Genomic DNA, 26,620 nt, shown 5'->3' with positions numbered 1-26,620 from the left:
CGATGCTGCGCGCGTGCCCGCCCGATCGTGGCGGCATGCCGGAAGGACGAGGATGAACGTTCCATCTTGTGGCGCGAGCCCCCGGATCGCACCGCCGAAGAGGGCCCGGCCTGCGACCGCCCGCGATGCCGGGACCGGGATCCGCTTCTGGCGGGACGCGCTCGTCGCGGCCCTCCTCTTCGGCCTCGCGGCCCTGCTCGCCCCCGCGCCGGGCGCCGCCGCGGGGGCCGCGACAGCGGCGCCGCAGGCGGCCGGTACGGGGCTCAGCGACAAGCAGTTCGACCTCCTGGTGGACCGGGTTTCCCGGGCGATGGCCGGTCGGCTCGCCGGCGACGCAGGGGCCGAGGGCGAAGCCGCGAAGGCGGGGACGACCGATCCGGCGAAGCTCCAGGCTCTGGAGGACGCGCGCTACGAGCGCATCAGCCGCTTCGTCCGGAGCGCGGCGGCAGCCGTGACGGCGCTGCCGGACCTGGGGGCGGTCTACGGATCGATCCCGGGCCGCCTCGACGAGCGCGCGCGCGGCGGCTCGGGGGTGGGCGCCTACCTGCTCCTGCTCGCCTTCGCGGTCGCCGTGTCGTTCCTCGCCGAGCGGCTCGTGCGCGCCGGCCTCGCCGCCGCCGCGGCCCGATTCATGCCGCCGGGCACCGGCGCGGGGCGCCTCGTCCTGGCGCGCCTGGCGATGGACATTGCCGCGGTGGCTGCGCTCTGGATCGTATCCCAAGGGGCCATCGGCACCTTCTTTCCCGGCAAGACCCCGCAGGACCGCCTTGCCGCCGGCGTCCTGGAGACGCTGCTCCAGTGGCGTATCGTGGCGATGGTCTTCCGGGTGATCCTGCGTCCCGGAATCCCCGTGGCCCGGATCGCTCCGCTCGGCGACGCGGACGCCAGCCGGCTCTATCGGCTCATCTCGGCCGTCGCCCTCGGCCTCTCGGTCCTCCAACTCCTCTACCTGGTCACGGCCGCGATCGAGACCCGCCCGGAGGTCCTGGCGGCGGCCCGGCTGCTCAACGGCCTTGTGGCCTTCGGCCTGCTGCAATGGTGCCTCCACGCCAACCGCGCCGAGATCGGACGCTGGTTCGCCGGCCTGGCGGCCTCGGACCGCGTCGGAGCGTCCGTCGGCCGCTTCCTGGCCGACCACTGGTTCGCCATCGGCCAGGCGACCCTGGCGGTGCTGCTGATCGCCCAGATCCACGGCGCGGTGACGCGCGTGGCGACCGCGGGTCGCGTCCTCGTCATGACGCTCGCCATCCTGGTGGGACTGGTCCTGTTCGAGACGCTCCTGCGCTGGGTGCTGCGCCGGTCGGTCGCCTCGCGCGCCCGGGAGGCGGCCCGCGCGGCCGCGATCGCCGCGGCCGCCGCCCGGTCGGAGGCACCCCGCACCGACGCCGTCGCCAGAGCGGAGGCGAGCGACGCGCTCGACATGCCGTACCCCCTGCCGGGCCAGAGCGCCGAGCAGCTCTTCACGCTCGAGACCGAACTGCCGCCGGAGGTGCCGCCACCGGCACCCGCCACGCCCGAGGCCGTCGCCGAGGCGGTCCTGGCCCTGCCGCTCAAGATGGCGGTGGCGATCCGGTGCCTGCGCGTGGTGGTCTACATCACGGCCGGCATCGTGATCGCCCAGGCCTGGGTGGTCGACGTGCTGGCCCTGGTGGACCGCTCCGCGTGGCTGGGCGTCCTGCGCGCCTGCACGACTTCCGGCTTCGTCCTGGCGGGCGGATACCTGATCTGGGAAATCGTCGAGTACTTCTCGGCGCGCTACCGCCGGTCGCCGATGCTCATGCCCGGGGTCGACGAGGATGTCGCCCTCGCCCCGCCCTCCCGCATGGCCACCCTGATGCCCCTCCTGCGCGTGGCGATCTATATCTTCACGATCGTCGTCGGCCTGCTGCTCATCCTGTCGGAGCTGGGGGTCAACACGACACCGCTGATCGCCGGGGCCTCGGTGGCGGGCCTGGCGATCTCGTTCGGGAGCCAGTCCCTGGTCAAGGACGTGGTGTCGGGCGTGTTCTTCCTGGCGGACGACGCCTTCCGGGTCGGCGAATACATCGAGTGCGGCCACGCGAAGGGGACGGTCGAGGGCTTCACGGTGCGCTCCCTGCGCCTGCGCCATCAGAACGGCATGGTGCACACGATCCCGTACGGGCAGCTCGGCCTCGTCACCAACTACAGCCGGGACTGGACGACCGTGAAGTTCAACCTGCGCATGGCCCGGTCGACGGATCTCGAGAAGCTGCGCAAGACGACCAAGAAGGTCGGCATCGCGCTCGCGGACGACCCGGCGTTCAAGGGCCAGTTCATCTCGCCGCTGAAGCTTCAGGGCGTGGCGGACGTGGCCGAGAACGCGCTCATCGTGCGCTTCAAGTTCACCGCACGGCCGGGGACGCCGAGCCTGATCCAGCGCGAGGGCCTGAAGCGGCTCTACAAGGCCTTCCAGGAGAACGGCATCGAGTTCGCCAGCGCGACCGTGACGGTCCAGTCCTCGACGGGCGGGATCGACACTTCGACCGCGGCGGCTGGCGCGGCGGCGAGGGCTGCCGCGGCCTCGGCCCTGCCGGCCGCGTGACGGCAAAGGCTGCCGTCGATGTCGGCCTGACCTGCCGGAGATGCCGCCGGGGCCCGGATCCCGCGACAGCGCGCCTGACCCGGATCACGTGCCGTCGCAGCCGAAACCGGGCCGTCGCGGCGTGACTTGCGACGCTCGCATAGCTCCGGATCGTGCAGGACAAGACCGTCGGCTAGACAGCATTCACGACCTAACAGCCTAAGTGTGTTTGCTTACTCTACGGTCCATGCTAGAATTTTTGTAGTTTGCGTTGCCAGGGCGAGGGGCGCACATGGGTCGTTACGCGGCGGCGCGCCTCAGCATGGTGCACGGCCTGCCGGACTATCTGGAACGGCACGGGGTGGCACCCGAGAAGATCTTCCGCGGCGTGGGCGTGGCGAGCCTTTCGGAGGTCGCGGAGGGTGCGGTCGTGAGCCGCGCCCAGCTCTGCGCCGCGCTCGCCCATTCGGCCCGCAATCTCGGGGATCCCTGTCTCGGCTTGCAGATCGGCGCCCTCACCGATCCGGCGAAGCTCGGCGCCTCGGGGTACGCGCTGCTGCAAGGCAGGACCCTGGTCGAGTGCCTGCGGCAGCACGCGCGGCACATCACGGCGATCCACAGCGACGTCGATCTCACGATCCGCATCGACGGGGATACGGCGGTCTGGACCCATACCATGCGGCGCGCCGCGCCGGGCGAAGGCCTCGACCTGCTCTACGAAGGGGCGGCGGCCTTCATGTGCAAGACGATCCGAGCGCTCGCGGGTGCCGACTGGCGGCCGACGCTCCTCCGGTTCCCGCATCCCTGCCGGGGCAAGGCCGCGGCTTATGAGGACTTCTTCCAGGCGCCCGTCCGGTTCGGGACGGGCACGGGGGCGGACATCCTCTTCCCCGCCATGCTCCTGGGCCGGCAGGTCGCCCCGATCGCCCCTTCTGCCCCGGGCGGGGGGCCGGCCTTCGATCATGTCCTGGAGGCGGTCGAGACCGCCGGCGAACGGATCGTCGCAGCCGTCCGCACCATGATCGACGGCAGGCTCGGCGACGATTCGCTCAGCCTGTCACAGATCTCGCAGACGCTGGGGATTCCCCTGCGGTCGGTGCAGCGGCGGCTGGCCGATCACAGCCACACCTTCGAGAGCCTGCTGGACCAGCATCGCCGGCAGCGTGCGGAAGCCCTCGTGTCGGCCGGGAACGCCAGCCTCACGGCCATCGCGATGAACCTGGGCTACTCGGATTCCGCCCATTTCGTCCGGGCGTTCCGGCGATGGACCGGCAGGACGCCCTCCGCCTACCTGCGGAGCCTCTCCGGCTGACCCGACAGGCCTCGATCGCGGGCCCGCCACCTCGGGGCGGGGCGGGCCGCGTCGGGGCCATCTCCGGGAACGGGGCGCACGAGGCGCCCGGTCCGCGCCGTAGGCTCAATCGGTGCCCGACTCCATGTCGGTCACGAAGTCCTTGGTGTGCGCAGCGCCGTTCGCGGAGGGGGCCGGCGGCTCGTCGCCCTTGGGTGTCGAGGGAGGCTGGCTGAAGGTGGTCTTGATCATCTCGCCCATCAGCAGCGGCGGGACGGCGGCCTTGGCGAGTTCCTCGGCGCGGCGCTTGAGCTTCTCGACCTGCCTGGCGCTCTTCTCGGCGATGTTGGTCTTCTCTGAGGGATCCTTCGCAAGGTCGTAGAGCTCGACGCGGGAGGGCAGGATCGGCACCCAGAGCAGCTTCAGGTCGCCCTGGCGGACGGCGACCCGGAACGGCTCGACGTTGTAGACGAGTTCGGTGCGGGGTGACTTCTCCCCCCTCGCGATGTGGCCCCACATGTCGTAGCCGTCGAGCGGCTTGGCCTTGCCGGTCCTGGCGCCGGCGAGCCCGGTGAGTGTCGGATACATGTCGGCGATGTGGACGAGACCCTTGGCGCGGCCCGCCGGGACCTTGCCGGGCCAGTTCGCGAAGCCGCAGACGCGCGTGCCGCCCTCGTAGAGAGTTCCCTTGCCGTCCCGATAGACGCCGTTGTTGGGCGGCAGTTCGCCCTTGACTGCGGATTCGCCGGTGAAGATCGCCGATCGGGTCCCGCCGTTGTCCGAATGGAAGACGATCAGGGTATTGTCGCGCAGCCCCGCGGCGTCGAGCGCGGCCACCACCTTGCCAATGGCGTCGTCCATCGCGGTGATCTGGCCGGCATAGTTGCGCTTCGACTCGTCGGCGATGTGCTTGTAGGTCTCCAAGTAGGCCGCGGGCGCCTGATAGGGCGTGTGCGGGGCCGTGAAGGCCAGGTACAGGAACAGCGGCTTCTGCTTGTCGTGGCCCTGGATGATCCTGACGGCCTCGGCGCCGAAGAGGTCGGTGTCGTAGCCCTCCTCCTGCAGGACGCTGTTCTCGCGATACCAGTCCACCACGCCGTGAGCGGTGTGCTTGAAGTGGTCGATCTCGCCGACGAGCGGCCCGTAGTAGGAGTCGAAGCCGCGCTGGCGGGGCCAGAACTCCCGCCTGGCGTGACCGAGGTGCCACTTGCCCACCATCGCGGTCCGGTAGCCCGCATCCTTGAGCGCCTGCGGCAGCAGGTACTCGTCGAGCGACAGGCCATAGGCCCCGCCGCTCGGGATGACGCCGGTCTGCAGCCCGTAACGGAAGGGATAGCGCCCGGTCATCAGCGTGGCCCGGCTCGGGGTGCACATGGGCAGGGCATAGAACTGCTCGAACACGGTGCCGGTCTTGGCCAGGCGGTCGAGATTGGGGGTGCGGATTTCGGTCGAGCCGTTGAACCCGGCATCCCGCCAGCCCTGGTCGTCGGACACGATGTAGACGATGTTCGGCCGGGGGGCCGCCTGGGCGCGGGCGGGGGTCACGAGGCCGTCGAGGCCGATCAGCGCGCCGGCGGCGGCGATCGCGGTGCCGCCGAGAAGGACGTCGCGGCGAGCGAGATGGCCGTTGCGGCCGCTTCGCGTGGTGGAATCCTGGCTCATCCCGATGCTCAACTCCCGAATGGTCGATGAAGCGGGAGCTTAGCGTCGAGGGCGGGCCGTCGATTGCCATTTCATGCCAAACAGAGCCCGACCGCCCTGGACCCGTCGCGAGCGTCAGGGCAGGTCGGCCAGGGTTTCGCAGGGGATGATGACGTTCGCCGGCATGATGAACTCGTTCATCAGGAAGCCCGGCGTCAGCGCGGTGACGTGGTTGAAGCCGAGCGTGTGGCCGATCTCGTGGGCGGGCAGGATTCCGCGCTGGCCGGTGTCCAGGATGGTGTCGTTGAACCAGGCCCAGGCGCCGCCGATGACGCCCTGGCCGACCGTCCTGGGGTTCCGCTTCAAGACTATCTTGCCCAGGAAGATGGTCAGGCGGGTCCGATCCCGGATCAGGGCGATCAGGTCCGCATCGCTGACGATGTGGTCGCCCACGGGTTCTCCGGTGCCCACCAGGGTGAGTTTGCGAAAGGGATCGATGGTGAAGGGGCTCGCGGACCGGGAGATCTTGTCGACCACACGGTCGTTGCCGTGGGAGAACACGACGTTCGCCTGGTTGAGGTAGATCGGGGCCACGATCCCGCTCATGACCGACACGAAGTCGGCGATCCTGCTCTGGTTGGAGGTCGGGTCGTCGCCCAGGAGGACGATGTCGAACGCCATGGGCAGGACGTCGCGGACCGTCAGCTTCACCGTATGGACGTGGCCGGCGTGCCGGATCTCCAGGGTCTCTTCGCCGGCGAGCCGCCCGACGATGGTGATCTTGCCGTCCTTGACGCTCTCGACCACGGCCTTGGGCCCGGAAATCGAGGCCGAGACGGCGCCGCCCGCGGCCGAGGTGGCGACCAGTGTGCGACGGCCTCCGACGGGAAGGAACTGGCGGATCGGGGCGCGACGGTCGATGGCGTCCCAATCCTTGGCGCCCTTCTTGAGACGAGCTGCGCTGAAGCCCTGGCCGTTGCACGGGCCCGCAATCGGCCCGGCCGGCCGGATCACAAGGTCCGAGTCGACGCCGCCGCCCCGGCGCGTGCGGAACAGGGCGCGCATGCGCTTGATGGTGTTCTTTTCCGGATCGACGCGACCGTCCTGCACGAGGCCGGGTTGCATGGCCTGGAAGCGCACGATGGCCTGGATGAGCGGCTCGAGCTTGATGAGGCGCTGCGGGCCGACGATGTCCTCCGGTTCGAGCGTGAGGCCGCCGTCTGAGCCGCCGAGGCTCACCGGGATCCCGTTCAGGAGGGTCTGGATGGTCAGAACGTCCGCGATGTCGTTGACGCCGCCGTCGCCGACCGAAGCGTCGATCGCCAGCTCCGAGGAGCCGACGATGGTGATCTCCTGCATGGTGAAGGCCATGGTGTCCTCGCAATGGAGGAGGCCGGCTCAGGCACGGCCCGGGAAAGAACACCGGCGCCGTTCGCCCGGGGGCGGCCGGCCGGTCGCGAGGCCTGAAATCGGTGGCCGGGCTCCTCGAATTCTGCGCGGCACCGGCGCGGAAAGCAATACGGCCGCCGGGGCCCGTCCGCGTCAGGAATCCAGTACCTCGCGGAGCTTCAGGGCGAGCTGGTCGATGGAGTAGGGCTTGATCAGGAGATGGAGTCCCGGGTCGAGCACGCCGTTGTGGATCACGGCGTTGCGGGTATAGCCGGTGGTGAACAGCACCTTCAGGTCCGGCCGGCGCTTCAGGGCCTCGTCGGCGAGACGCCGGCCGTTGAGACCCGGCATGACGACGTCGGTGAAGAGGACCCCGATCTCCGGATGCGCCTCGAGCTGGCGCAGGCCGGCTTCGGCGTCGGCGGCCTCGTGGACCCGGTAACCGAGTTCACGCAGCGCATCGACGCTGACCCGGCGCACCTGGGCCTCGTCCTCGACAACCAGGACGGTCTCGGTCCCGCGCGCGCCCTCGACCGGCCGGGGCTCGACGGGCGTCTCCACCTCGGCGGCGCCGAAGTGGCGGGGCAGGTACAGGCGGACGGTCGTGCCGTCCCCGGGCTCGCTGTAGATCTTCACGTGGCCGCCGGTCTGGCGGATGAAACCGTAGACCTGGGACAGGCCGAGGCCGGTCCCCTGTCCGGTCGGCTTGGTGGTGAAGAAGGGATCGAAGGCCTTCTCGGCCACCTCCGGCGGCATGCCGGTACCGGTGTCGGTGACCGCGATCATCACGTACTGGCCCGGGGTCACGCCGGGGTTGTCCGCGGCATAGCGCCGGTCGAGGTCGAAATTGGCGGTCTCGATCGTCAGGCGGCCGCCCTCCGGCATGGCGTCGCGGGCGTTGACGGCGAGGTTGAGGAGGGCGTTCTCCAGCTGGTTCGGGTCCGACCATGTCCGCCAGAGACCGCCGCCGAGCACCGTCTCGACCCGGATCGCCTCGCCGAGGGTGCGGCGCAGGAGTTCGGACATGCCGGCGATCAGCCGGTTCGGATCGACCGCCTCGGGAGCGAGCGGCTGGCGGCGGGCGAAGGCGAGCAGCCGCTGGGTGAGTGTGGCGGCCCGCCCGGCTCCCTCCATGGCCGCCTCGAGGTAGCGCGAGACGGCCTCGTGGTCGCCGCGATCCAGCCGGCGCTTCAGGAGATGAAGGGAACCGGTGATGATGGCGAGGAGGTTGTTGAAGTCGTGGGCGATGCCGCCGGTCAACTGGCCGACCGCCTCCATCTTCTGCGATTGGCGGAGCTGGTCTTCGACTTTGCGGCGCTCGGCCATCTCCTCCATGAGCCGGGCGTTCGCCTCCGTCAGGTCGCGGGTCCGGTTGCGCACCTGCCCATCCAGGGAATCGGCGAGCGTCTTCAGCTCGGCCTCCGCCCGGTCGCGTTCCTCGGCCCGGCGCTCCAGGTCCGCGGAGGCGCGGGCGAGCGCGCGTTGGACCTCGTCGATCTCTGTGACGCCCGAACCGCCGACGTCGCCGACCGGCTCGCGGTCGATCCTCAGGGCGGCGAGACGCAGCCTGTCCATCGGCAGGGCGATGCGGCGCCCGACCGAATAGGCGAGGACGCCGGAGGTCAGGAGGGCGGCGAGGCCCATGCCGAGGAGCCATTGGAGGGAGTCCTGGAGGGGCTTCTCGACCGCGCTGACCGGGACGCCGACCGCCGCCCGCCAGCCAGTGGCGGCGGAGCGGACATAGGCCGAGAGCACGGGCGTGCCCTCCGCGGTCGTCCCGGTCCAGCTTCCCTCCCGGCCGACCGCGTTGCGGCGGAGGTCCTCGGTGGCGGTCGCGCCGAGGAACCGTTCGTGCTGGCGGCTGCGGGCGACGATGCGGCCGTTGCCGTCGACGATCGCCGCCGTCCAGTCGTTGGGCAGCGCCTGGGTGGCGAGCACCTCGGCGATGCGGATCGGTTCCATCGTGGCCGTCAGCAGGTACCGCATCTGACCGTCGCGCAGCACCGGCACGTTGATGGTGACCAGCAGGGTTCCGGAGGTCGGGCCGGCGATCAGGTCGGAAACGACGGGCCGGCGCTCCTCCACCACGCGGCGGGCGGCGTCGGAGGCATCGACCGGCAGAGGCTCGCCGAGGGGCCGGCGCGTGTCGACGAGGCGCTGCCGCGCCGGGTCGGCGAGGACCACGTCGGCGTTGACCAGCGACCGGACCTGGGTCGCCTGGGCGTGGAAGGCCGGCAGGTCGTAGACGTCGATGTTGCGCGAGGTGGCGAGGGTCTGGAGGGCATTCTGGACGGTGGCGACCTCGCGGTCGACCGCGCCGGAGATGCGACGGGCGACTTCCAGCGCAGAGGCCTGGTAGCGGAGGCGCTCGGTCGCGGCGAACTGCAGGAGAATGAGGCCCGCGAAGACGAGGACGGGAACGAGCAGGCCCGCCACCAGCAGCGCGAGGTGGGCCTGGACCGACCAGCTGCGCATGGCCCGCGGGGCGGCCTGCACCTCCGGCCCGGCCTCGCCCGTCATCGATGCCTCGTCGTCGGCCCGCCCGCTCATGGTCGGCTTCTATCGTATAAACCGAATGTTTTCGACCCGACCGCCGGCGAAAGCCGGGCCGTGTTGCGCAAAGGCGGCGGCGGATCAGCCGGGGTAGCCGGCCGGATGGGTGGCGAGGAAGATGGAGTAGAGGGAGGTCTGGGCGGTGATGTAGAGGCGGTTCATCTTGCGCCCGCCGAAGCAGACGTTCGACACCAGTTCGGGGATCGGGATCTTGCCGAGGAGCGTGCCGTCGGGCGCGTAGGCATGGACGCCGTTGCCGGTGGAGGTCCAGATGTTGCCGCGCCAGTCGACCCGGAAGCCGTCGTAGAGACCGGCGTCGCACAGGGAGAACTGGCGGCCGCTGCCCGGCACGACCGAGCGGCCGTCGGCGGCGACGTCGTAGGCGCGGATGGCGGCCGGGGTCCCGGGCACGTGGGTGACGCCGGTGTCGGCGACGTAGAGGATCCGCTCGTCGGGCGAGAAGGCGAGGCCGTTCGGGCGGACCATGTCGGTGACGACGGCCGCGACAGCGCCCGAGGCGGGGTCGATGCGGTAGACGTTGCAGGCGCCGATCTCGGGCTCGGCCCTGAAGCCTTCGTAGTTGGTGTCGATGCCGTAGGACGGATCGGTGAACCAGATCGATCCGTCGGACTTCACCACCACGTCGTTGGGCGAATTGAGCCTTTTGCCGTCCGCATGGGTGGCGAGCGCGGTCCAGCGGCCGTCGTGCTCCAGGCGGGAGACCCGCCGTCCGCCATGCTCGCAGGCGACGATGCGGCCCTCGCGATCGAGCGTGTGGCCGTTGTGGTAGCCGCAGGGGTGCTCGAAGACCGAGACCGAGCCGTCGCCCTCGTCGAAGCGCATCAGCCGGTCGTTGGGAATGTCCGACCAGATCACGTGGCGGGCCGCCGGCACGTAGACGGGTCCCTCGGCCCAGCGGCAGCCCGTGAACAGCTTCTCCACCCGCGCGTGGCCAATGATGAGGCGCTCGAAGCGGGGATCGAGGACGATATAGTCGCTCATGGCCGGGACCTCGCGGGGGATGACTGCCCAAGGAAGCGTCATCCAAGCCGAAAGTGCGGCAGGTCCGCAAGCCTCCCGTTTGCAGTCGGGTAAGGTGGATCGGCTATAGACAGCAGGCTTTCTCCCTCACAGGACCACTGCCATGAAGCTCGCCGGACTCGCCCTCGCCTTCTCGCTCGCCGCCTCGCCGGTCCTCGCCGACCCGGTCGGGCGCTACGACGTCGAAGGCAAGTCGCCGGACGGGAGCACCTATTCGGGCACCGCCACGATCGAGCGCACCGGCGAGAGCTTCCGCGTGACCTGGCTGATCGGCAAGGATAAGTTCGTCGGGACCGCCGTCGGCAACGACGACTTCTTCGCGGTCGCCTACCGGTCGGGCAACTCCACGGGAATCGCCGCCTACGGGCGCGAGGGAGACGATTGGATCGGCGTGTGGACCTACACGGGCGGACGGCAGATCGGCGCGGAGAGGCTGAGCCGCAGGTAAGAAATCGAGACGCGGCCACGATCCAGGATTGCAGGACCGGCCCGCGATCCGCCGAGGTCCAGGATCAGCGCAGTGATTGCGAAGACGAACCGTCGCGGAATAACTCCGGGGTATTGCGTATCAGGTTCGCGTCAGTCTAGCTTGAGTGCATGCGCGCGGCCACGCCCGCCGATCTGCCTGCAGGAGACTTCCCCGATGACCCGGATCTTCGCCACGCTCGTGGTCGCCGCCCTTTCCGGCACGATGCTCGCCGGCGCCGCCGACGCCAAGACCTTCCGATGGGCGCGCGGCCAGGATGCGCCGACGCTCGATCCGCATACCGAGAACTCGAACCAGGTGTTCGGGCTTCTCCACCAGATCTACGAGCCGCTCATCCACCGCGACCAGGACGGCAAGATCGTGCCGGCGCTCGCAACGAAGTGGGGGCTGCTCGAGACCGACCCGAAGACCTGGGAATTCAAGCTCCGGCCGAACGTCAAGTTCCACAACGGCGAGGCGATGAACGCCGACGACGTCGTGTTCTCGCTGAAGCGCGCCATGGATCCGCTCGCCGGCGTGCGCACGACCCTGGCCGGCGTGACCGACATCATCAAGATCGACGACCTGACTGTCCACGTGAAGACTGCGGCGCCGATGCCGCTGCTGGTCAATCAGCTGACCAACATCTTCATCATGGACCAGAAGTGGTCCGAGGACAACAAGGTCACGCGTCCGCAGGACTTCAAGAACAAGGAAGAGACCTTCGCGGTCCGCAACGCCAACGGTACGGGGCCCTACATCCTCGTCGCGCGCGAGCCGGACTCGCGTACGGTCATGAAGCGGAACGACGCCTACTGGGGCAAGGGCGAGGTGCCGATGGCGGCCGAGGAGGTCATCTATTCGGTGATCACCTCCGCGCCGACCCGGGTCGCGGCCCTCCTGTCCGGCGAGGTGGACTTCGTCCAGGACATGCCGGTGCAGGACATCGACCGGGTGGCGCAGACGCCGAACCTGAAGATCAACACCGGCGCGGAGGTGCGCTCGATCTTCTACGGCCTCAACGCGGGCGCCCCGGAGCTCGCCTCGTCCGACGTCAAGGGCAAGAACCCCTTCGCGGACAAGCGCGTGCGCAAGGCCGTCGAGATGGCGATCAACCGCGAGGCGATCCAGAAGGTGGTCATGGGCGGCCAGTCGGCCCCCTCCGGAACCCTGATCCCGCCGGGCGTCAACGGCTACTCCAAGGAACTCGACAAGTACCCGGCCTGGGACATCCCCAAGGCCAAGGCGCTGATGGCGGAGGCCGGCTATCCGAACGGCTTCTCGGTCAAGCTCAACTGCCCGAACAACCGCTACATCAACGACGAGAAGATCTGCCAGGCGACGGTCGGCTTCCTCGGCCAGATCGGAATCAAGGTCACGCTCGACGCCCGCCCGATGGCGCAGCACACGCCGACGATCCTGAAGAACGAGACCGACTTCTACATGCTCGGCTGGGGCGTCGCCTCGTTCGACGCGGCCTATACGCTCGACAGCATCTACCACAGCCGCGACAAGGTCTACGGAACCTACAACGCCACCCAGACCGTCTATCCCGAGTGGGACAAGAAGATGGAGGCGCTGGCGACCGAGACCGACACCAAGAAGCGCGACGCTTCGCTGGCCGAGATCCTCGCCTGGGCCAAGGACGAGGCGCTGTTCATCCCGATCCACAACCAGCTGCTCGCCTGGGGGATGAAGAAGACCGTCGACGTCAAGGTGCAGCCGGAGAATCAGCTCTACGTGAAGTACGTCAAGATCGACTGAGGGCGACGCCCGGACGGCCCGGGGCCGGCCGGAACCCGCCACCTCCGTCCCGACCGCCGGGCCTGGTCCCGGCGGTCCGATCGGGCTGAGATCGCAGGCACGTCAAATCGGAGTTGCAGGCCGTCCGCATATGATGCCAACCTGGGCGGCCGATCGGCACCGCGCCGGACCCGCTCCTCCGCGCGCGAAACCGCCCGGACGCCGTCGAACACCACCTGATCGCAACGGTCGCGGAGCCGCAATGCCCGCTCCCGTTGCGCCCCGCACCTCAGCCCGACCGCACTCCGGAATGCCGACCAGGTCCGATCCATGCTCGCCTTCCTGATCCGACGCATCGCCGAGGCCTTCGTGGTCATGGTGGTGGTGGCCTTCGTCGCCTTCTCGATGTTCCGCTTCATGGGGGATCCGGTCGCCAACATGATGGGGCCGGACGCCACCATCGCGGACCGCGAGGCCATGACCCAGCGGCTCGGGCTCGACCGGCCCTTTCCGGTCCAGTTCGCGCAGTTCGTGTCCAACGTCGCGCAGGGGGATTTCGGGGTCTCGTTCCGGGTCGGCCGGCCGGTCGTCGACCTCCTCAAGGAGCGGCTCCCGGCGACGCTGGAACTCGCGCTGGTTTCCGGCCTCTTCGCGCTTTTCGCGGGGATCGGGTTCGGAGTCTACACCGCGCTGCGGCGCGACGGGGTGCTGTCCCGCCTGATCATGGCGGTGTCGCTCGTCGGGGTCTCGCTGCCGACGTTCCTGATCGGCATCGCGCTCATCTACCTCTTCGCGGTCGAGCTCCGTCTCCTGCCGAGCTTCGGGCGCGGCGACGTGGTGCGGATCGGCGGCTGGACGACCGGGTTCCTGACCCATTCAGGCCTGACCTCGCTGATCCTGCCCTCGATCACGCTCGGGCTCTTCCAGATGACCCTGATCATGCGGCTCGTCCGCGCCGAGATGCTGGAAGTGCTGCGAACCGACTACATCCGCTTCGCGCGCGCCCGCGGCCTCTCCAACCGGGCCATCCACTTCGGCCATGCGCTCAAGAACACGCTGGTGCCGGTCATCACCGTCACGGGCCTGCAGCTCGGTTCGATCGTCGCCTTCGCGATCATCACCGAGACCGTCTTCCAGTGGCCGGGGGTGGGGTCGCTCTTCATCTCCTCGGTGCAGGCGGTCGACGTGCCCGTGATGGCCACCTACCTGCTCTTCGTCGCGGCCTTCTTCGTCTTCGTGAACTTCGTGGTCGACATGCTCTACTTCGCCGTCGACCCGCGGCTCCGGGTCGAACGGGCAGGAGGGCACTGACATGGCGGACGCCCTGCCGGCTCGCGCCGACGCCGGATCCTTCCGCAAGGCCTGGGATTCCGACATCGCCTATTCGTTCCGGCGGTCGCCCGTGGTGATGCTCGCCGCCCTGGTGGTCGCGGTGATCGCGGTCGCGGCCGTGCTCGCCCCCTGGATCGCGCCGTCCAACCCGTTCGACCCCTCGTCGCTCAACCTCATGGACGGCAAGACGCCGCCCCTGACCCCGAACGCCTTCACGGGCAACAGCTTCCTGATGGGAACCGACGACCAGGGCCGCGACATCTTCTCGACCATCCTGTTCGGGTCGCGCATCTCGCTCCTCGTCGGCTTCGCGGCCGTCTTCGTGTCGATGGCGATCGGGGTCGGGCTCGGGCTCCTGGCCGGCTACAAGGGCGGGTGGGTCGACAGCGTGATCATGCGGGTCGCCGACGTGCAGCTCACCTTCCCGGACATTCTGGTCGCCCTCATGATCTTCGGCATCGCGCGCGGCGCCCTGCCGGTGACCGCGCAGGAGAGCGTGGCGATCCCGGTCCTGATCCTGTCGATCGGCATCTCCAAGTGGCCCCAGTACGCGCGCACCGTGCGCAGCGTCACCATGGTGGAGCGCGGCAAGGACTACGTACAGGCGGCGCGCGTGGTCGGGCTGGCACCGGGCAAGATCATGATCCGCCACATCCTGCCGAACGTGCTCGGGCCGGTGCTCGTCATCGGCACGCTGGGCCTGTCGCTCGCCATCATTACTGAGGCGACGCTGTCGTTCCTCGGCGTCGGCGCGCCGCCGACCAAGCCCTCGCTCGGCACCCTGATCCGCATCGGGCAGGAGTACATCGCGTCGGGCGAATGGTGGATCCTGTTCTTCCCGGCCCTGGCGCTCGTCGCCATCGCGCTCTCGGTCAACCTCCTCGGTGACTGGCTGCGGGATGCGCTGAACCCGAGGCTCAGATGAGCGGGCCGGCCTCCCCTCCCCTCCTCTCCGTGCGCGACCTGGTCGTGCAGTTCCCGACGCGCCGCGGGCTCCTGACCGCCGTCGACCGGATCTCGTTCGACGTCGCGCCCGGCGAGGTGCTGGGGCTCGTGGGCGAATCCGGGGCGGGCAAGTCGATGACCGGCTCCGCCATCATCGGGCTGATCGACCCGCCCGGGCGGATCGCCGGCGGCGAGATCCGGCTCGCGGGCGAGCGGATCGACAACCTGCGTCCGGAGGCGATGCGGCGGGTGCGCGGCAAGCGGATCGGCATGATCTTCCAGGACCCGCTGACCTCGCTCAACCCGCTCCTGCGCATCGGCGACCAGCTCACAGAGACGATCCTGACCCACACCGAACGCACGCGGTCGGAAGCCCGCGAGCATGCCGTCGCGCTGCTCGACGAGGTCGGCATCCCGGCGGCGCGGGCGCGCATCGATTCCTACCCGCACGAATTCTCGGGCGGCATGCGCCAGCGGGTCGTCATCGCCCTGGCGCTGGCGGCCGGCCCCGAGCTCGTCATCGCGGACGAGCCGACGACCGCCCTCGACGTCTCGGTGCAGGCGCAGATCATCGGCGTCATCAAGCGGTTGTGCCGGGAGAAGGGGACGGCCGTCATCCTGATCACCCACGACATGGGCGTGATCGCCGAGACGGCCGACCGGGTGGCGGTGCTCTATGCCGGGCGCCTCGCCGAGATCGGGCCGGTGCACGAGGTGATCCGGTCGCCCCGCCATCCCTATACGCGCGGGCTGATGGGCTCGATCCCGTCGCTGGCGGGCGGGCGGGACCGGCTGCAGCAGATCCCGGGCTCGATGCCACGCCTCAACGCGATTCCCGCCGGCTGCGCCTTCAACCCCCGCTGCCAGCACGCCTTCGCGCGCTGCCACCTGGAGCGGCCGGAGCCGATCGAGGCCGGGCCGTCGCGGGTGGCCTGCTTTCTCGCCGCACCGGACGGAGGGCTCTGATGAGCGTCGCCGCCCAGCGCCCGGACCTCCGGCCCCTCGCCTCCGCCGGGGAGCGGCCGCTCCTGGAAGTGCGCGACCTCGCGCGCGTCTTCGACGTGTCGAAGCCCTGGCTCAACCGGGTGATCGAGCGCGAGCCGCGGCGGTTCGTGAAGGCCGTCGACGGGGTCAGCTTCGAGATCCGCAAGGGCGAGACTTTCGCGCTCGTCGGCGAATCCGGGTCGGGCAAGTCGACCATCGCGCGGATGATCGTCGGCCTGATCGCGCCGACGCGGGGGCGCATCCTGTTCGACGGCGTCGACCTCGCCGATCCAGCGCGGACGGCGGACGTGCAGCGGCTGCGGCGACGCTTCCAGATGATCTTCCAGGACCCCTTCGCGAGCCTCAACCCGCGCTTCCGGGTCGACGCCATCATCGCGGAGCCGCTGACCGCCTTCGGGCTGATGTCGGACCGGGCCGAGATCGAGGCGCGGGTGGCGGACCTGCTGCGGCTCGTCCGGCTCGACCCGGCGGACGGGCGCAAGTTCCCGCACGAGTTCTCCGGCGGGCAGCGGCAGCGCATTGCCATCGCGCGGGCGCTGGCGGCCAATCCGGACTTCATCGTCTGCGACGAGCCGACCTCGGCGCTGGACGTCTCCGTGCAGGCGCAGGTGCTGAACCTGATGCGCGACCTCCAGGACGAGTTCGGGCTCACCTACCTGCTGATCACCCACAACCTGGCGGTCGTCCGGCACATGGCCGACGACGTCGGCGTCCTCTATCTCGGCCGGCTCGCCGAGGTGGCGCCGACGGACGCGCTGTTCGAGGCGCCGCTGCATCCCTACACGCGCATGCTTCTCGATGCGGTCCCGGACCTCACCCACGAGGGGCGGCAGCGGCGGCCCGTGACGGGCGAGATCCCGAACCCGATCGACCCGCCGCCCGGCTGCACCTTCCACCCGCGCTGCCCGCTGGCCAACGATCGCTGCCGGCGCGAGGTGCCGGGTTACACGGCCACGGGGACGGCGCGCGTCGCCTGCCACGCGGTCGAGGAGGGACGCGACACGGCGTAGGGGCGGCCTGCGAGCCGCGGGGCATTCAGCGGATCGCGGCGCAGAACCCCTGGGCGTCGCCTATCAACGGGTCCGCCTCCATGATTTTGATGCATTCGGCCCTCGCCTGCTCGACGGCCGACATCCTGGCGATCGTGCTTTCGGCCAGAATGCCGAAGATCGCCATCCGGGCCTGCATGTGATGATCCTTCAGCACGACCTGCATGGATGCGATGACGTCGGCCATCGACTTGGCGGCGACCTCGACGTGCAGCGCCCGCTCGGCGTCCTTGGACAGGCCCCCTCCCGGCGCCACGACGGTCCCGATCGTGCCGGACCGGGCCAGGCAGTAGAGGACCGCCCTGGCGATCTGCTCGGGCGTGGCATTCGGAAATAGGCGGGCGATCATCGCCAGTGGGGCGAGGTTGCCGATCTTGCCCATGGTGCGCTTCAGCTCCGCGACGACCGGGTCGAGCTTGGAGACGGTGATGGGCGTCGGCGCGATGGCGTTCCGCTGGGCGGTGGTGCTGACGGTGTTGCGCGGCTTGCTCGTCATGGTCTCCCCCCGGAGTGCGGCGCCGATCCGTTCGGCGACGACCCCTCTGTAGCGGAGACGTGACGGGCGGCCGGTTCCCCAGGGAACAGGCCGCGTTTTTCAGGACCGGCTACTGCTTGCCGGCGAGCTTCCGCCAGGCCGGCATCTCGGTCCGCATCTGGCGGACCTCGTCGGCCACGATGGCGACCGCCTCGCGGATCTGCGCCTCGGTGTGCTCGGCGGTGATGAAGAAGCGCAGGCGCGCCTGCTTCTCGGGCACGGCCGGGAAGATGATCGGCAGGACGTTGACGCCGCGCTCGTAGAGGCGGTTCGAGAGCATCACGGCGGAGGTGGACTCGCCGATGATGACGGGGACCACGGAGGCGTTCGTGGCCGTGCCGGTATCGAGGCCCTCCTGGTGGCAGAGGTCCAGGAAGAGCCGGGCGTTCGAGCGGATGCGGGCGACGCGCTCCGGCTCGCGCTCCAGGATCTCGAGCGTCTTCAGGGCGGCGCCGGCGAGCGAGGGCGAGAAGCCGACCGAGAAGACGAAGCCGGGGGCGCCGGCCTTCAGGATCTCGATCAGGGCGCGCGACCCGGCGATGTAGCCGCCGGCGGCCGCGAAGGACTTGGACAGGGTGCCCATCCAGATCTCGATATCGGCCGGGTCGATCCCCTGCTCCTCCGCGATGCCGCGGCCGTGGGTGCCGAGGACGCCGGCCGAATGGGCCTCGTCGACCAGGAGCCAGGCGTCGTGCCGGCGCTTGATGGAGACGAGCCGCCTCAGGTCCGGCACGTCGCCGTCCATGCTGTAGAGGCCTTCGACCGCGATCAGGCAGCGCTCGTAGCGCGAGCGGTTGCGGGTCAGCAGGTCCTCGAGCGCGTCGAGGTCGTTGTGCGGGAACATGAGCCGGGCGGCGCCGGACATGCGGGCGCCCTCGACGATTGAGTTGTGGCTGAGGGCGTCGCACAGGATCAGGTCCTTGGCGCCCATTAGGTGGCCGATGGTGGAGACGTTGGTGGCGTGGCCGCTGACGAAGACGACGGCCGCCTCGGTGCCGTGCAGTCGCGCCAGCGCTTGCTCCAGCTCCCCATGGAAGGGCCGTTCGCCGGCGACGAGCCGGCTCGCCGAGACGGTCGTGCCATAGCGGTCGATGGCGGCCTTGGCGGCGGCGGAGACCTCCGGGTGGCCGTTGAGGCCGAGGTAGTTGTAGGAGGCGAAGTTGAGGAGCGTGCGGTTGCCGCAGAGCGTGGTGGCGCCCGCCCGGCCCTCGTGGATGTGGAAGAAGGGGTTGGCGATGCCGGACAACTCCGCGGCGGCCGCCATCATGCGCAACTGCTTGTGCTGGGGCAGCTGGGCGAAGTCGAAGGCCTTGGGGCCCGCGCCGGCCGGCGTGAGCTCGACCACGGGGGCCTCCTCGGGCCCCTCGCGATCGCGCCGGTTTTGAGCCTTGGCCTTCAGGTCTGCGAGGAGCTTGGACTTCTCCGTCTTGGCGAGGCCCTCGATACCGCGGCTGGTGGTCATTTACAGTACCTTCCTGATTTCCTGTCCGCGGCGTTCGATCGCCTCGACGACGGCCGCCAGATCCTCGGCGGTGGACCCCTGCAGGTCCGTGTGGCTGTTGGCGAGAGTCTCGGTGTCGCTGGTCGCCGACATGGCGTCGCCGCCCTGGATGCGCGCGACCATGCGGGTCGCGATGTCGTTGAGGGTAGCACCGTTGGCCAGCGACATGAGCGGGATCTCGACCCCGAGCCGGCTTTCCGCCGCCATGCGCAGCTCGAGCGCCATCAGGGAGTCCATACCGATCTCCGAGAGGGGCTTGTGGCGGTCGATGTCGTCCGCCGGCATGCGCAGGATACGGCCGATCTCGCCGCCGAGCAGCTTGACGACCCGCTCCAGGGCCTCGGCAGGGGCGAGCGCCATGATCTCCTCGCGCACCGCCATGTCGCCGGCCTCGGCCGCCTCCGCGGTCGCGGCCGAGCCGAGCGCGCCGAAGAGCGGCGTCTTCACGAGCGCCAGTTCCTTGCCGGCCGACGCCCAGTCGATACGGGCGTAGCCGATCGCCGCGAGCGCCATGTCGGCCGGGTCGAGGGCCATCAGGGCCTCGAGGCCATCGAGGGCCTCGTCGACCTTGAGGGCGCTCTTGCCGAGCTTGCGGGCGAGGATGTCGTTCACCTGCGTGTTGCGCGCCAGGTATCCGGCATCCGCGATGGCCCCCCAGGCGACGGCGAGGCCGGCCAGGCCCTCGGAGCGCCGCTTGCGGGCGAGCGCCTCCAGGTAGGCGTTGGCGGCGACGTAGTTCGCCTGCCCCGGATTTCCGACGAGGGTCGTGGCCGAGGAGAAGAGCACGAAGCAGTCCAGGTCCATGCCGCGGGTCAGGCGGTCGAGGAGCGCCGCGGAGGCCACTTTCGGATGCAGGACCGTGCGGATCCGCTCCGGCGTGAGGTTCGCGACGAGCGCGTCGTCCAGCACCATGGCGGTGTGGAAGATACCCTTCAGCTTCGGGCCGGACGCCTGGAGCCGCCCGAGGAAGGCCTCGACGGCGGCCGGATCGGCCGCGTCGACGGCGGCCACCTCGACGGAGGCGCCCATGGCCTCGATCTCGCGGACGAGGTCGAGGCCGTCCGGGTCGAGCCGGCCGCGACGGCCGATCAGGACCAGGTGCCGCGCCCCGCGCTGGGCGAGGCGCCGGGCGAGGGCGAGGCCGAAGCCGCCCAGGCCGCCGACGATCAGGTAGCGACCGTCGCCCGTCACGCGGAAGCCTTCCGGGGCGGCGGCCGCCTCGGCCGTGGCCGGCGGCGTGATGACGATCTTGCCGACATGGCCGGCCTGCTGCATCAGGCGGAAGGCCGCCGTCGCCTCGTCGGCCGCGAAGGCGCGGAACGGCAGCGCCGTCAGGGCCCCGGTGTCGAAGAGGCTCATCAGCTCGCGGAACAGCCGCTCGGCGAGCTTGCGCTGCTTGGTGAGGAGCTGGTCGGCGTCGATGCCGAAGTAGGACAGGTTCTGCCGGAACGGCCGGAGGCCCAACTTGGTGTTCGCGTAGAAGTCGCGCTTGCCGAGTTCCAGGAAGCGCCCGAAGGGCTTCAGCACCTGGACGGAGCGCTCCATGGCCTCGCCGGCGAGCGAGTTCAGGACGACGTCGACGCCCTCCCCGCCGGTGATCCGCAGCACCTCGTCCGCGAAGGCGAGGCTGCGCGAGTCGAGCACGTGGTCGGCGCCGAGCATCTCCAGGAGTGCCCGCTTCTCGCGGCTGCCCGCAGTGGCGATGACGGTGGCGCCGCGGGTCTTGGCGATCTGCAGGGCCGCGAGGCCGACGCCGCCGGCGCCGCCGTGGACGAGGACGGTCTCGCCCTCCTCGATGCGGGCGAGATGCACCAGCGCGTAGTAGGAGGTGAGGAACGCGACCGGGATGGTCGCCGCCGCCTCGGGGCTCATGGCGGCGGAGAGCGGCGCGACGGCGTGGGCCGGCACGGTCACGTGGCCCGCGAAGGCCGCGGCCGCGAAGGCGACGCAGGTGTCCCCGACCGACAGGCCGGCGACGCCCGGGCCGACGGCGGTGACGACGCCGGAGCATTCCATGCCGAGGGTCGGGCCGGCGAAGCCGTCCTCCAGAGCCTCCGGCGGGAGCAGGCCCATGGCCCACATCACGTCGCGGAAGTTGAGGCCGGTGGCCCTGATCTCGATCTCGACCTCGCCCTCGCCCGGCGCCCGGCGCGGGACCGTGTCCCAGACGAGGCGGTCGAGCGAGCCCTGGCCGGCGATCTCGAGGCGGCGCGTGACCGGGCCGGCGGCCCCCTTCAGCGCCGTTTCGCGCAGGAGGCTGCCGCGGCGGATGCGCAACGCGGAGCGGCGGTCGGTATCGACCACGATCTCGCGCTCCGGACCGGCATGGGCGATCTCGTGGGCGATGCGGATGGCGGCCTCGGACGGGGCGAGCGTCGGGGCCGGGTCGATCAGGCGGATGTCGAGGTTGGGGTACTCGTTGGCGACCACCCGGGCGAAGCCCCACAGGCCGGCCTGGACCGGCCGGTGCGTCGGCACGCCGACGATCGACTGCACGGCCCCGGGCGCGATCGTCCAGACGCGCACCTCGCGCTCCCCGAGCGCCCGGGCGAGCGACGCGAAGGCCGCCGTGCGGGCGAGGAGTGCGGCTTCGGGGTCATCCTCGGCCGCGGAGGCGCCGTAGGCGAAGCAGACCTCGATCTCGCCGTCCGGGAGCGCGGCCCGGAGCGCTGCGTCGGACTCCGGCCCGCCGTCGAGCGGCACCACGGTCGTCGAGTAGGCGGCGGTGGCGTGGGCCATGTCGCCGGGACGGGCGTCGATGAGGATGCGGACGGGACGCCGGCCGCCGTTGAGCTGGGCGACCAGGGCATCCGACAGGGCGCGGCCGCGGCCTTCCCCGTTGGCCACGAGGACGAGCGGAACCTTTCCGGGCGCCCGCGCCACCTCCGGCTCGGGCACCGGCTCGGGCGCCACGGCGGCGACCAGGAAGGCGGAGGCGGAGCCGTCGGCGGGGGACAGGACCTCGGCCTTGCGGAAGCCGGCCTGGCCGACGAGCTGGGCCCAGCGGGCCCGGCGGTCCGGCAGGCGACCGACCGGCCGGCCGGCCTCCACCGTGCCGCGCCACCAGTCGGCGGAGGCGCCGCGGAGCATCTCCAGGAAGAGGGTCGGCTCGGGCTCGGACAGGATCAGGGCACCGCCGCCGGCCATGCCGCGGGCCAGGAGCGCCAGGGTGGCGCCCACGTCGGGCCAGCGGTGGGCGGAATCGGCGGACACGGCCGCGTCGTAGCGATGGCCGTCGGAGCCGTCGAAGGAGGCCCATTCCGCCGTGCGCAGGAGCGGGTGGTCGCCGATGAGCAGGCGGGCACGCTCGAGCACATGCGGATCGGGGTCGGTCAGCGTGACGGTCGCGGTCTCGGCGTCGACGGCGGCGAGCAGCCGGCGGACGAAGCCGTGATTCTCGGCGCCGAGCACCAGGAGCGACAGGGGGCGGTCCTTGGGTGCGGCGGCGGCGAGATCGCGGACGAGCGCGACGGCGGCGGCGGCGAGCGGGGCGAAGCTCGGCGAGCCGGTGGCGAGGTGCTCGCGCATGGCATCGGAGCCGAGCGGATCGGTCCCGCCCTCGGCGAGGCGGCGCGGCAGGGCGTCGGCGAGGCGCGACAGGAGGGTCGCCTCGGCGATCCAGGCCGGGTGGTCGGCCACGACGGTCCGCACGAGGCTCTCGAGCGTCGGGTGCTCGCTGTCGTCGGCGAGGCGCCAGCCGCCGTCCGCCTCCACCGCTTGCTCGTCCTCCGCCAGGGCGGCGAGCATGCGGGCGAAGAGCGGGGCCATGTCGGCATGCAGCCGGCCGGAGGCCACGAGATCCTCGATCCGGAAGGCGTCGCGGTCGGGGCCGACGATCGTGCCGATGGTGGCGGCCGCCACGTAGGTCGCGGAGGCGTCGACGAGGAACCGGCCCTCGGTCGGCTCGACGTCGCCCTGGTCGGCCGCGATGGCGAGGCGCAGCGCGGCGGCGGCGGGGCCTTCCGGCCAAGCCGCCTCGGCGGCGCTCGGCACACCGACCAGCGGCAGGCGAACCGGCAGGGTGCGGTAGACGAAGTCGTCCATCGCGCTCTCGCGCTGGAGCTGGACGGCGGAGAAGCGGGCCCCGGTCAGGGTCGCGGCGACGGAGCCGTCGGGCGTGAGAAGCGTGAAGGCCGCCTCGATCGACTTCGACGAGCCCTTTGTCAGCTCGATGCGGGCACGGGCGATGGCGGCGCCGGGCGCATAGACGCGCAGCGAGCCGAGCCGGGTCGGCAGGAAGCTCAGCCGGCCGCCGGCGTCGCCGCGCTCAGCCAGGAGGGCGAAGAGGCCGTGGAAGGCCGAATCGAGGATCGTCGGGTGCAGCAGGTAGCCGGTCTCGTCGAGCGGCGCCTGCGGGCCGGCGAAGCGGACGAAGGCTGTGCGCCCGTCGGCCACCTCGACGGCGGCGGCGCGGCGGAACGCGGGGCCATAGTCGAGGCCGAAGCCGCGGGTCAGGGTGTAGAGGTCGGCGGCCGACAGGGTCCGCCGGGCCGCAGGCAGCGCGGTGGCCGGGGCCGGCACGCTCTCGACCGGCGGACGGGTCAGGGCGCCTCTTGCGTGCAGGCTCCAGTCGTCACCGGCCAGGCGGTGGCGGCTCAGGATGTCGACGCCCATCGTCTCCTGCGAGATCCGGACCTGGACCTCGCGCGGCTCGCCCGCCTCGAGCACGAGGGCGCGGACGATGTCGAAGTCCTTGAGCTCGAGATGGTCGGCACCGAGGATCTCGCGGCCGGCGGCGAGCGCCATCTCGGCGAGACCCGCCGCGGGCACCACGACCGCGCCGTCGACCTTGTGATCCGCCAGCCAGGGCTGGAGCTCGACGTCCAGGTGGTTGAAGAAGGCGGGCGAGCCGGCGCGGTCTTGCACGCCGAGGAGCGGGTGGGCCGTGGGCGCGAAGGTGGTGGCGGCCTCGTCCGTCGACGCGATCCGGTAGGGCTGGTTCTGCCAGGGGTAGCTGGGCAGGCCGGCCCCGCCGCGCACGTGCGGGCCGAAGAGCTTCTCGTCCGCCACGGCGGCGCCGTTGGCAACCGCCGCGGAGGCGATGCGGGCGATCGGATCGACCGCCTCGGCGTCGGCGCGGTCGAGGCTGGAGAGGACCGCGCCGGTGAGGTTCAGGTCCTTCAGGATGTCGTTCACGTAGGCGCCGAGGACGGGACGAGGCCCGATCTCCAGGAAGACCCGGTAGCCGGACTCGGCGAGGCTGCGCAGGCCGGGCTCGAAGGCCACCGGCTGGCGGACGTTGTCCCACCAGTACTGGGCGTCCAGCGCCCCGCCGGGCACGACGGCGCCCTTGACGGTCGACACGAAGGGGATGCGCGAGCCGCGCGGCTCGATGCCGGCGAGCGTCGCCATCAGGGGCTCGCGGATCGGGTCCACCAGCGCGCAATGGAAGGGGTAGTCCAGGTCGAGGCGCTTGAAGGCCCAGCGCTTGGAGCGGGCATGCTTGAGGAACTGCTCGAGCGATTCGATCGCGCCCGAGATGGTGACGCCGCGCGGGCTGTTGACCGCCGCGATCTCGATGCCGGGGAAGCCGGCCTCCGCGATCGCCTTGCGGGCCTCCGCAGCCGGCATCAGCAGGGCCGCCATCCCGCCGAGGTGACGGGTGATCTCCTGGTGGGTGGAGCGGGCGTGGATGACCTTGACCGCGTCGGCCAGGTCCAGCGCTCCCGCGGCCCAGGCGGCGGCGACCTCGCCCACGCTGTGGCCGACGACGGCCCTCGGCTCGATGCCGCGGATCGCCAGGGCCTCGACCAGCGCCACCTGGATGCCGAACAGCAGGGGCTGGGCGACCTCGGTCCGCTCGATCTCGTTGTCGATCTCCTCGGAGAACATGGTGGTGAGCAGCGACCAGCCGGCGCGGCCCATGAAGACGCGGTCGACGCGCTCGAAGGAGCGACGGAAATCGGCGTTGACCCGGTAGGCGACCCGGCCCATGCCGGCCCACTGCGAGCCGTTCCCGGAGAACACGAAGGCGAGGCCGCCCTCGCGGACCGGGGCGCGGGCGTCGACGAGTTGGGGCGAGCGGTTGCCGGCGAGCCATTCGTCCAGGGCCGCGACGGTCTGGTCGCGGCCGGCCGGCAGGGTGACGAGGCGGTGCTCGTAGCGGTCGCGGCCGTGGGCGGCGCGGGCGACCAGGGCCTGGGCGTCGACGGGCCGCGCCGCGGCGAGGCGGTCGCGGTAGGCGGTCGCGAGCGCCTTCAGGGCCTCGCGGGAGCGGGCGCTGATGACGAGGGGGACCGGCGCCACGGACGTCACGGACGGGCGGACAGGCTCGCCCTCGCGGATCACCACGTGGGCGTTGGCGCCGCCGAAGCCGAAGGAGTTGATGCCGGCGTGCCGCGGACGCACACCGCGCGGGATCGCGACCGGGTCGCGGGCGACCGCGAGGTTGAGCTCGGCGAAGGGGATCTCGGGGTTCGGCGTTTCGAAATGCAGCGAGGCCGGCAGGACCTCGTGGCGGAGGGCCAGGATCGACTTCAGCACGCCGGTGACGCCGGAGGCCGGCTCCAGGTGACCGACGTTGGTCTTCACGGAGCCGATCGGCAGCGGGGCGGACCGCTTCTGGCCGAGCACGCGGCCGAGGGCGCCGGCCTCCGCCGGGTCGCCGACGCGGGTACCGGTGCCGTGCGCCTCCACGAAGGCGAGGCAGTCCGGGTCGATGCCGAATCGGCCATAGACCTCCTCGAGGAGGGCCGCCTGCATCTCCGAGGAGGGCAGCGACAGGCCGACGGTCCGGCCGTCGGAATTGATGCCGGTGCCGACGATGGTGGCGAGCACCTCGTCTCCGTCGGCGCGGGCCCGGGCCGCGGACTTCAGGACGAGCGAGACCGCGCCCTCTGAGCGGACGTAGCCGTCGCCGTTGGCGTCGAACGCCCGGCAGAGGCCGGTCGGCGACAGCATGGAGGCGCGCGCGAAGCCGATGAAGGGGGTCGGCGAGGCGAGCACGTTGACGCCGGCCACGATGGCGGTGTCGATGCGGCCGGCGCGAATCGCCTCGGCGGCCTCATGGAGGGCGACGAGGGACGACGAGCAGGCGGTGTCGACCGTGAAGCTCGGGCCGCGCAGGTCGAAGATGTAGGAGATGCGGTTGGAGATGATCGACAGGGTGTTGCCGGTCATCATCTGGGCGTCGATCGCCGACAGGTCGGCGAAGAAGCGCATCATGTAGTCGGACGAGGAGGCGCCGACGAAGACGCCGACCTTCTCGCCGGCGAGCTTCGAGGGCTTCAGGCCGGCATTCTCGAGCGCCTCGTAAGTGACCTGCAGCAGGATTCGCTGCTGCGGATCCATCTGCATCGCCTCGCGCGGGCTGATGCCGAAGAAGCCCGGGTCGAAGCCGAAGACGTCGTCGAGGAGGCCGGCGCTGAAGGTGTAGGTCTTGCCCGGGACCGACTTGTCCGGGTGCAGGTAGCGCTCGGTGGCGAATCGGTCCCGGCCGATTCGGCCGACCGCGCAGCGCCTCTCCTCGAGGAGCCTCCAGAACGAAGAGACGTCGGGCGCCGAAGGCAGTCGGCACGCCGTGCCGACGATGGAGATTTCGCTGTCGCGTTCGGCGGTATTCTGTCGGATCGTCGTCATTCGCTCTGC

At 70.8% G+C, this 26,620-nt stretch carries 15 protein-coding genes; 8 read left to right on the top strand and 7 right to left on the bottom strand.

The features are described from left to right. Window positions 1-52: 52 nt before the first annotated feature. Window positions 53-2,563, top strand: a complete 2,511-nt coding sequence (locus tag WBG79_RS08340; RefSeq protein WP_337356644.1) for a mechanosensitive ion channel family protein — start codon at window positions 53-55, stop codon at window positions 2,561-2,563. 271 nt (window positions 2,564-2,834) lie between these two features. After that, the gene (locus WBG79_RS08335) at window positions 2,835-3,854 is read left to right on the top strand and encodes an AraC family transcriptional regulator (protein WP_337356643.1); all 1,020 of its coding nucleotides are present in this window, start codon (window positions 2,835-2,837) and stop codon (window positions 3,852-3,854) included. A gap of 105 nt (window positions 3,855-3,959) precedes the next feature. Here WBG79_RS08335 and WBG79_RS08330 read toward each other — a convergent pair whose 3' ends face one another. The 4 genes from WBG79_RS08330 to WBG79_RS08315 all read right to left on the bottom strand — a co-directional run bounded on the left by WBG79_RS08330 (window position 3,960) and on the right by WBG79_RS08315 (window position 10,418). Then, the gene (locus WBG79_RS08330) at window positions 3,960-5,495 is read right to left on the bottom strand and encodes an arylsulfatase (protein ID WP_337356642.1); all 1,536 of its coding nucleotides are present in this window, start codon (window positions 5,493-5,495) and stop codon (window positions 3,960-3,962) included. 114 nt (window positions 5,496-5,609) lie between these two features. After that, window positions 5,610-6,845 carry a hypothetical protein gene (locus WBG79_RS08325; RefSeq protein ID WP_337356641.1) on the bottom strand — a complete coding sequence of 412 codons (1,236 nt, stop codon included), beginning with the start codon at window positions 6,843-6,845 and terminating at the stop codon, window positions 5,610-5,612. 171 nt (window positions 6,846-7,016) lie between these two features. Continuing rightward, window positions 7,017-9,413 (bottom strand): ATP-binding protein, encoded by a 2,397-nt coding sequence (locus tag WBG79_RS08320; protein ID WP_337356640.1) that lies wholly within the window; start codon window positions 9,411-9,413, stop codon window positions 7,017-7,019. Window positions 9,414-9,497: 84 nt separating this feature from the next. After that, window positions 9,498-10,418, bottom strand: coding sequence for an SMP-30/gluconolactonase/LRE family protein (locus WBG79_RS08315; protein WP_337356639.1), 921 nt, complete (start codon window positions 10,416-10,418; stop codon window positions 9,498-9,500). Window positions 10,419-10,560: 142 nt separating this feature from the next. Between WBG79_RS08315 and WBG79_RS08310 the strand changes: the two genes are divergently transcribed. The 6 genes from WBG79_RS08310 to WBG79_RS08285 all read left to right on the top strand — a co-directional run bounded on the left by WBG79_RS08310 (window position 10,561) and on the right by WBG79_RS08285 (window position 16,958). Beyond that, window positions 10,561-10,905 (top strand): hypothetical protein, encoded by a 345-nt coding sequence (locus WBG79_RS08310; RefSeq protein ID WP_337356638.1) that lies wholly within the window; start codon window positions 10,561-10,563, stop codon window positions 10,903-10,905. A 195-nt stretch (window positions 10,906-11,100) separates the two neighbouring features. After that, entirely contained in the window at window positions 11,101-12,687 is a 1,587-nt protein-coding gene (locus WBG79_RS08305; RefSeq protein ID WP_337356637.1) for an ABC transporter substrate-binding protein, read from the top strand. Window positions 12,688-12,996: 309 nt separating this feature from the next. Further along, complete coding sequence (locus tag WBG79_RS08300; protein ID WP_337356636.1) at window positions 12,997-13,977, top strand: ABC transporter permease; 981 nt, start codon at window positions 12,997-12,999, stop codon at window positions 13,975-13,977. A gap of 1 nt (window position 13,978) precedes the next feature. Then, a complete protein-coding gene (locus tag WBG79_RS08295) occupies window positions 13,979-14,923 on the top strand; it encodes an ABC transporter permease (protein ID WP_337356635.1) in 945 nt (314 codons plus the stop codon). Next, window positions 14,920-15,909, top strand: coding sequence for an ABC transporter ATP-binding protein (locus tag WBG79_RS08290; protein ID WP_337356634.1), 990 nt, complete (start codon window positions 14,920-14,922; stop codon window positions 15,907-15,909). The genes WBG79_RS08295 and WBG79_RS08290 overlap by 4 nt, the downstream gene beginning before the upstream one ends. Next, window positions 15,909-16,958 carry an ABC transporter ATP-binding protein gene (locus WBG79_RS08285; RefSeq protein WP_337356633.1) on the top strand — a complete coding sequence of 350 codons (1,050 nt, stop codon included), beginning with the start codon at window positions 15,909-15,911 and terminating at the stop codon, window positions 16,956-16,958. Before WBG79_RS08290 ends, WBG79_RS08285 begins: the two co-directional genes overlap by 1 nt. Window positions 16,959-16,983: 25 nt before the next feature. On the opposite strand, the gene WBG79_RS08280 is transcribed toward WBG79_RS08285, so the two are convergent. The 3 genes from WBG79_RS08280 to WBG79_RS08270 form a co-directional block, all read right to left on the bottom strand. Beyond that, window positions 16,984-17,493, bottom strand: a complete 510-nt coding sequence (locus tag WBG79_RS08280) for a hypothetical protein (RefSeq protein ID WP_337356632.1) — start codon at window positions 17,491-17,493, stop codon at window positions 16,984-16,986. 109 nt (window positions 17,494-17,602) lie between these two features. Further along, window positions 17,603-18,994: an aminotransferase class I/II-fold pyridoxal phosphate-dependent enzyme gene (locus WBG79_RS08275; protein ID WP_337356631.1), complete on the bottom strand. Its 1,392-nt coding sequence runs from the start codon at window positions 18,992-18,994 to the stop codon at window positions 17,603-17,605. Next, window positions 18,995-26,611, bottom strand: coding sequence for an SDR family NAD(P)-dependent oxidoreductase (locus tag WBG79_RS08270; RefSeq protein WP_337356630.1), 7,617 nt, complete (start codon window positions 26,609-26,611; stop codon window positions 18,995-18,997). Window positions 26,612-26,620 lie beyond the last annotated feature (9 nt).

Origin of the sequence: Prosthecomicrobium sp. N25, assembly GCF_037203705.1 — a bacterium.
In the GTDB taxonomy this organism is placed as follows: domain Bacteria; phylum Pseudomonadota; class Alphaproteobacteria; order Rhizobiales; family Ancalomicrobiaceae; genus Prosthecodimorpha.
This window is presented reverse-complemented; position numbering and strand designations above follow the sequence as displayed.

Bases quoted from the DNA above. Each gene is read 5' to 3' on its own strand.
- WBG79_RS08340 (WP_337356644.1), top strand. From the start codon at position 53: ATGAACGTTCCATCTTGTGGCGCGAGCCCCCGGATCGCACCGCCGAAG.
- WBG79_RS08335 (WP_337356643.1), top strand. From the start codon at position 2,835: ATGGGTCGTTACGCGGCGGCGCGCCTCAGCATGGTGCACGGCCTGCCG.
- WBG79_RS08330 (WP_337356642.1), bottom strand. From the start codon at position 5,495: ATGAGCCAGGATTCCACCACGCGAAGCGGCCGCAACGGCCATCTCGCT.
- WBG79_RS08325 (WP_337356641.1), bottom strand. From the start codon at position 6,845: ATGGCCTTCACCATGCAGGAGATCACCATCGTCGGCTCCTCGGAGCTG.
- WBG79_RS08320 (WP_337356640.1), bottom strand. From the start codon at position 9,413: ATGAGCGGGCGGGCCGACGACGAGGCATCGATGACGGGCGAGGCCGGG.
- WBG79_RS08315 (WP_337356639.1), bottom strand. From the start codon at position 10,418: ATGAGCGACTATATCGTCCTCGATCCCCGCTTCGAGCGCCTCATCATT.
- WBG79_RS08310 (WP_337356638.1), top strand. From the start codon at position 10,561: ATGAAGCTCGCCGGACTCGCCCTCGCCTTCTCGCTCGCCGCCTCGCCG.
- WBG79_RS08305 (WP_337356637.1), top strand. From the start codon at position 11,101: ATGACCCGGATCTTCGCCACGCTCGTGGTCGCCGCCCTTTCCGGCACG.
- WBG79_RS08300 (WP_337356636.1), top strand. From the start codon at position 12,997: ATGCTCGCCTTCCTGATCCGACGCATCGCCGAGGCCTTCGTGGTCATG.
- WBG79_RS08295 (WP_337356635.1), top strand. From the start codon at position 13,979: ATGGCGGACGCCCTGCCGGCTCGCGCCGACGCCGGATCCTTCCGCAAG.
- WBG79_RS08290 (WP_337356634.1), top strand. From the start codon at position 14,920: ATGAGCGGGCCGGCCTCCCCTCCCCTCCTCTCCGTGCGCGACCTGGTC.
- WBG79_RS08285 (WP_337356633.1), top strand. From the start codon at position 15,909: ATGAGCGTCGCCGCCCAGCGCCCGGACCTCCGGCCCCTCGCCTCCGCC.
- WBG79_RS08280 (WP_337356632.1), bottom strand. From the start codon at position 17,493: ATGACGAGCAAGCCGCGCAACACCGTCAGCACCACCGCCCAGCGGAAC.
- WBG79_RS08275 (WP_337356631.1), bottom strand. From the start codon at position 18,994: ATGACCACCAGCCGCGGTATCGAGGGCCTCGCCAAGACGGAGAAGTCC.
- WBG79_RS08270 (WP_337356630.1), bottom strand. From the start codon at position 26,611: ATGACGACGATCCGACAGAATACCGCCGAACGCGACAGCGAAATCTCC.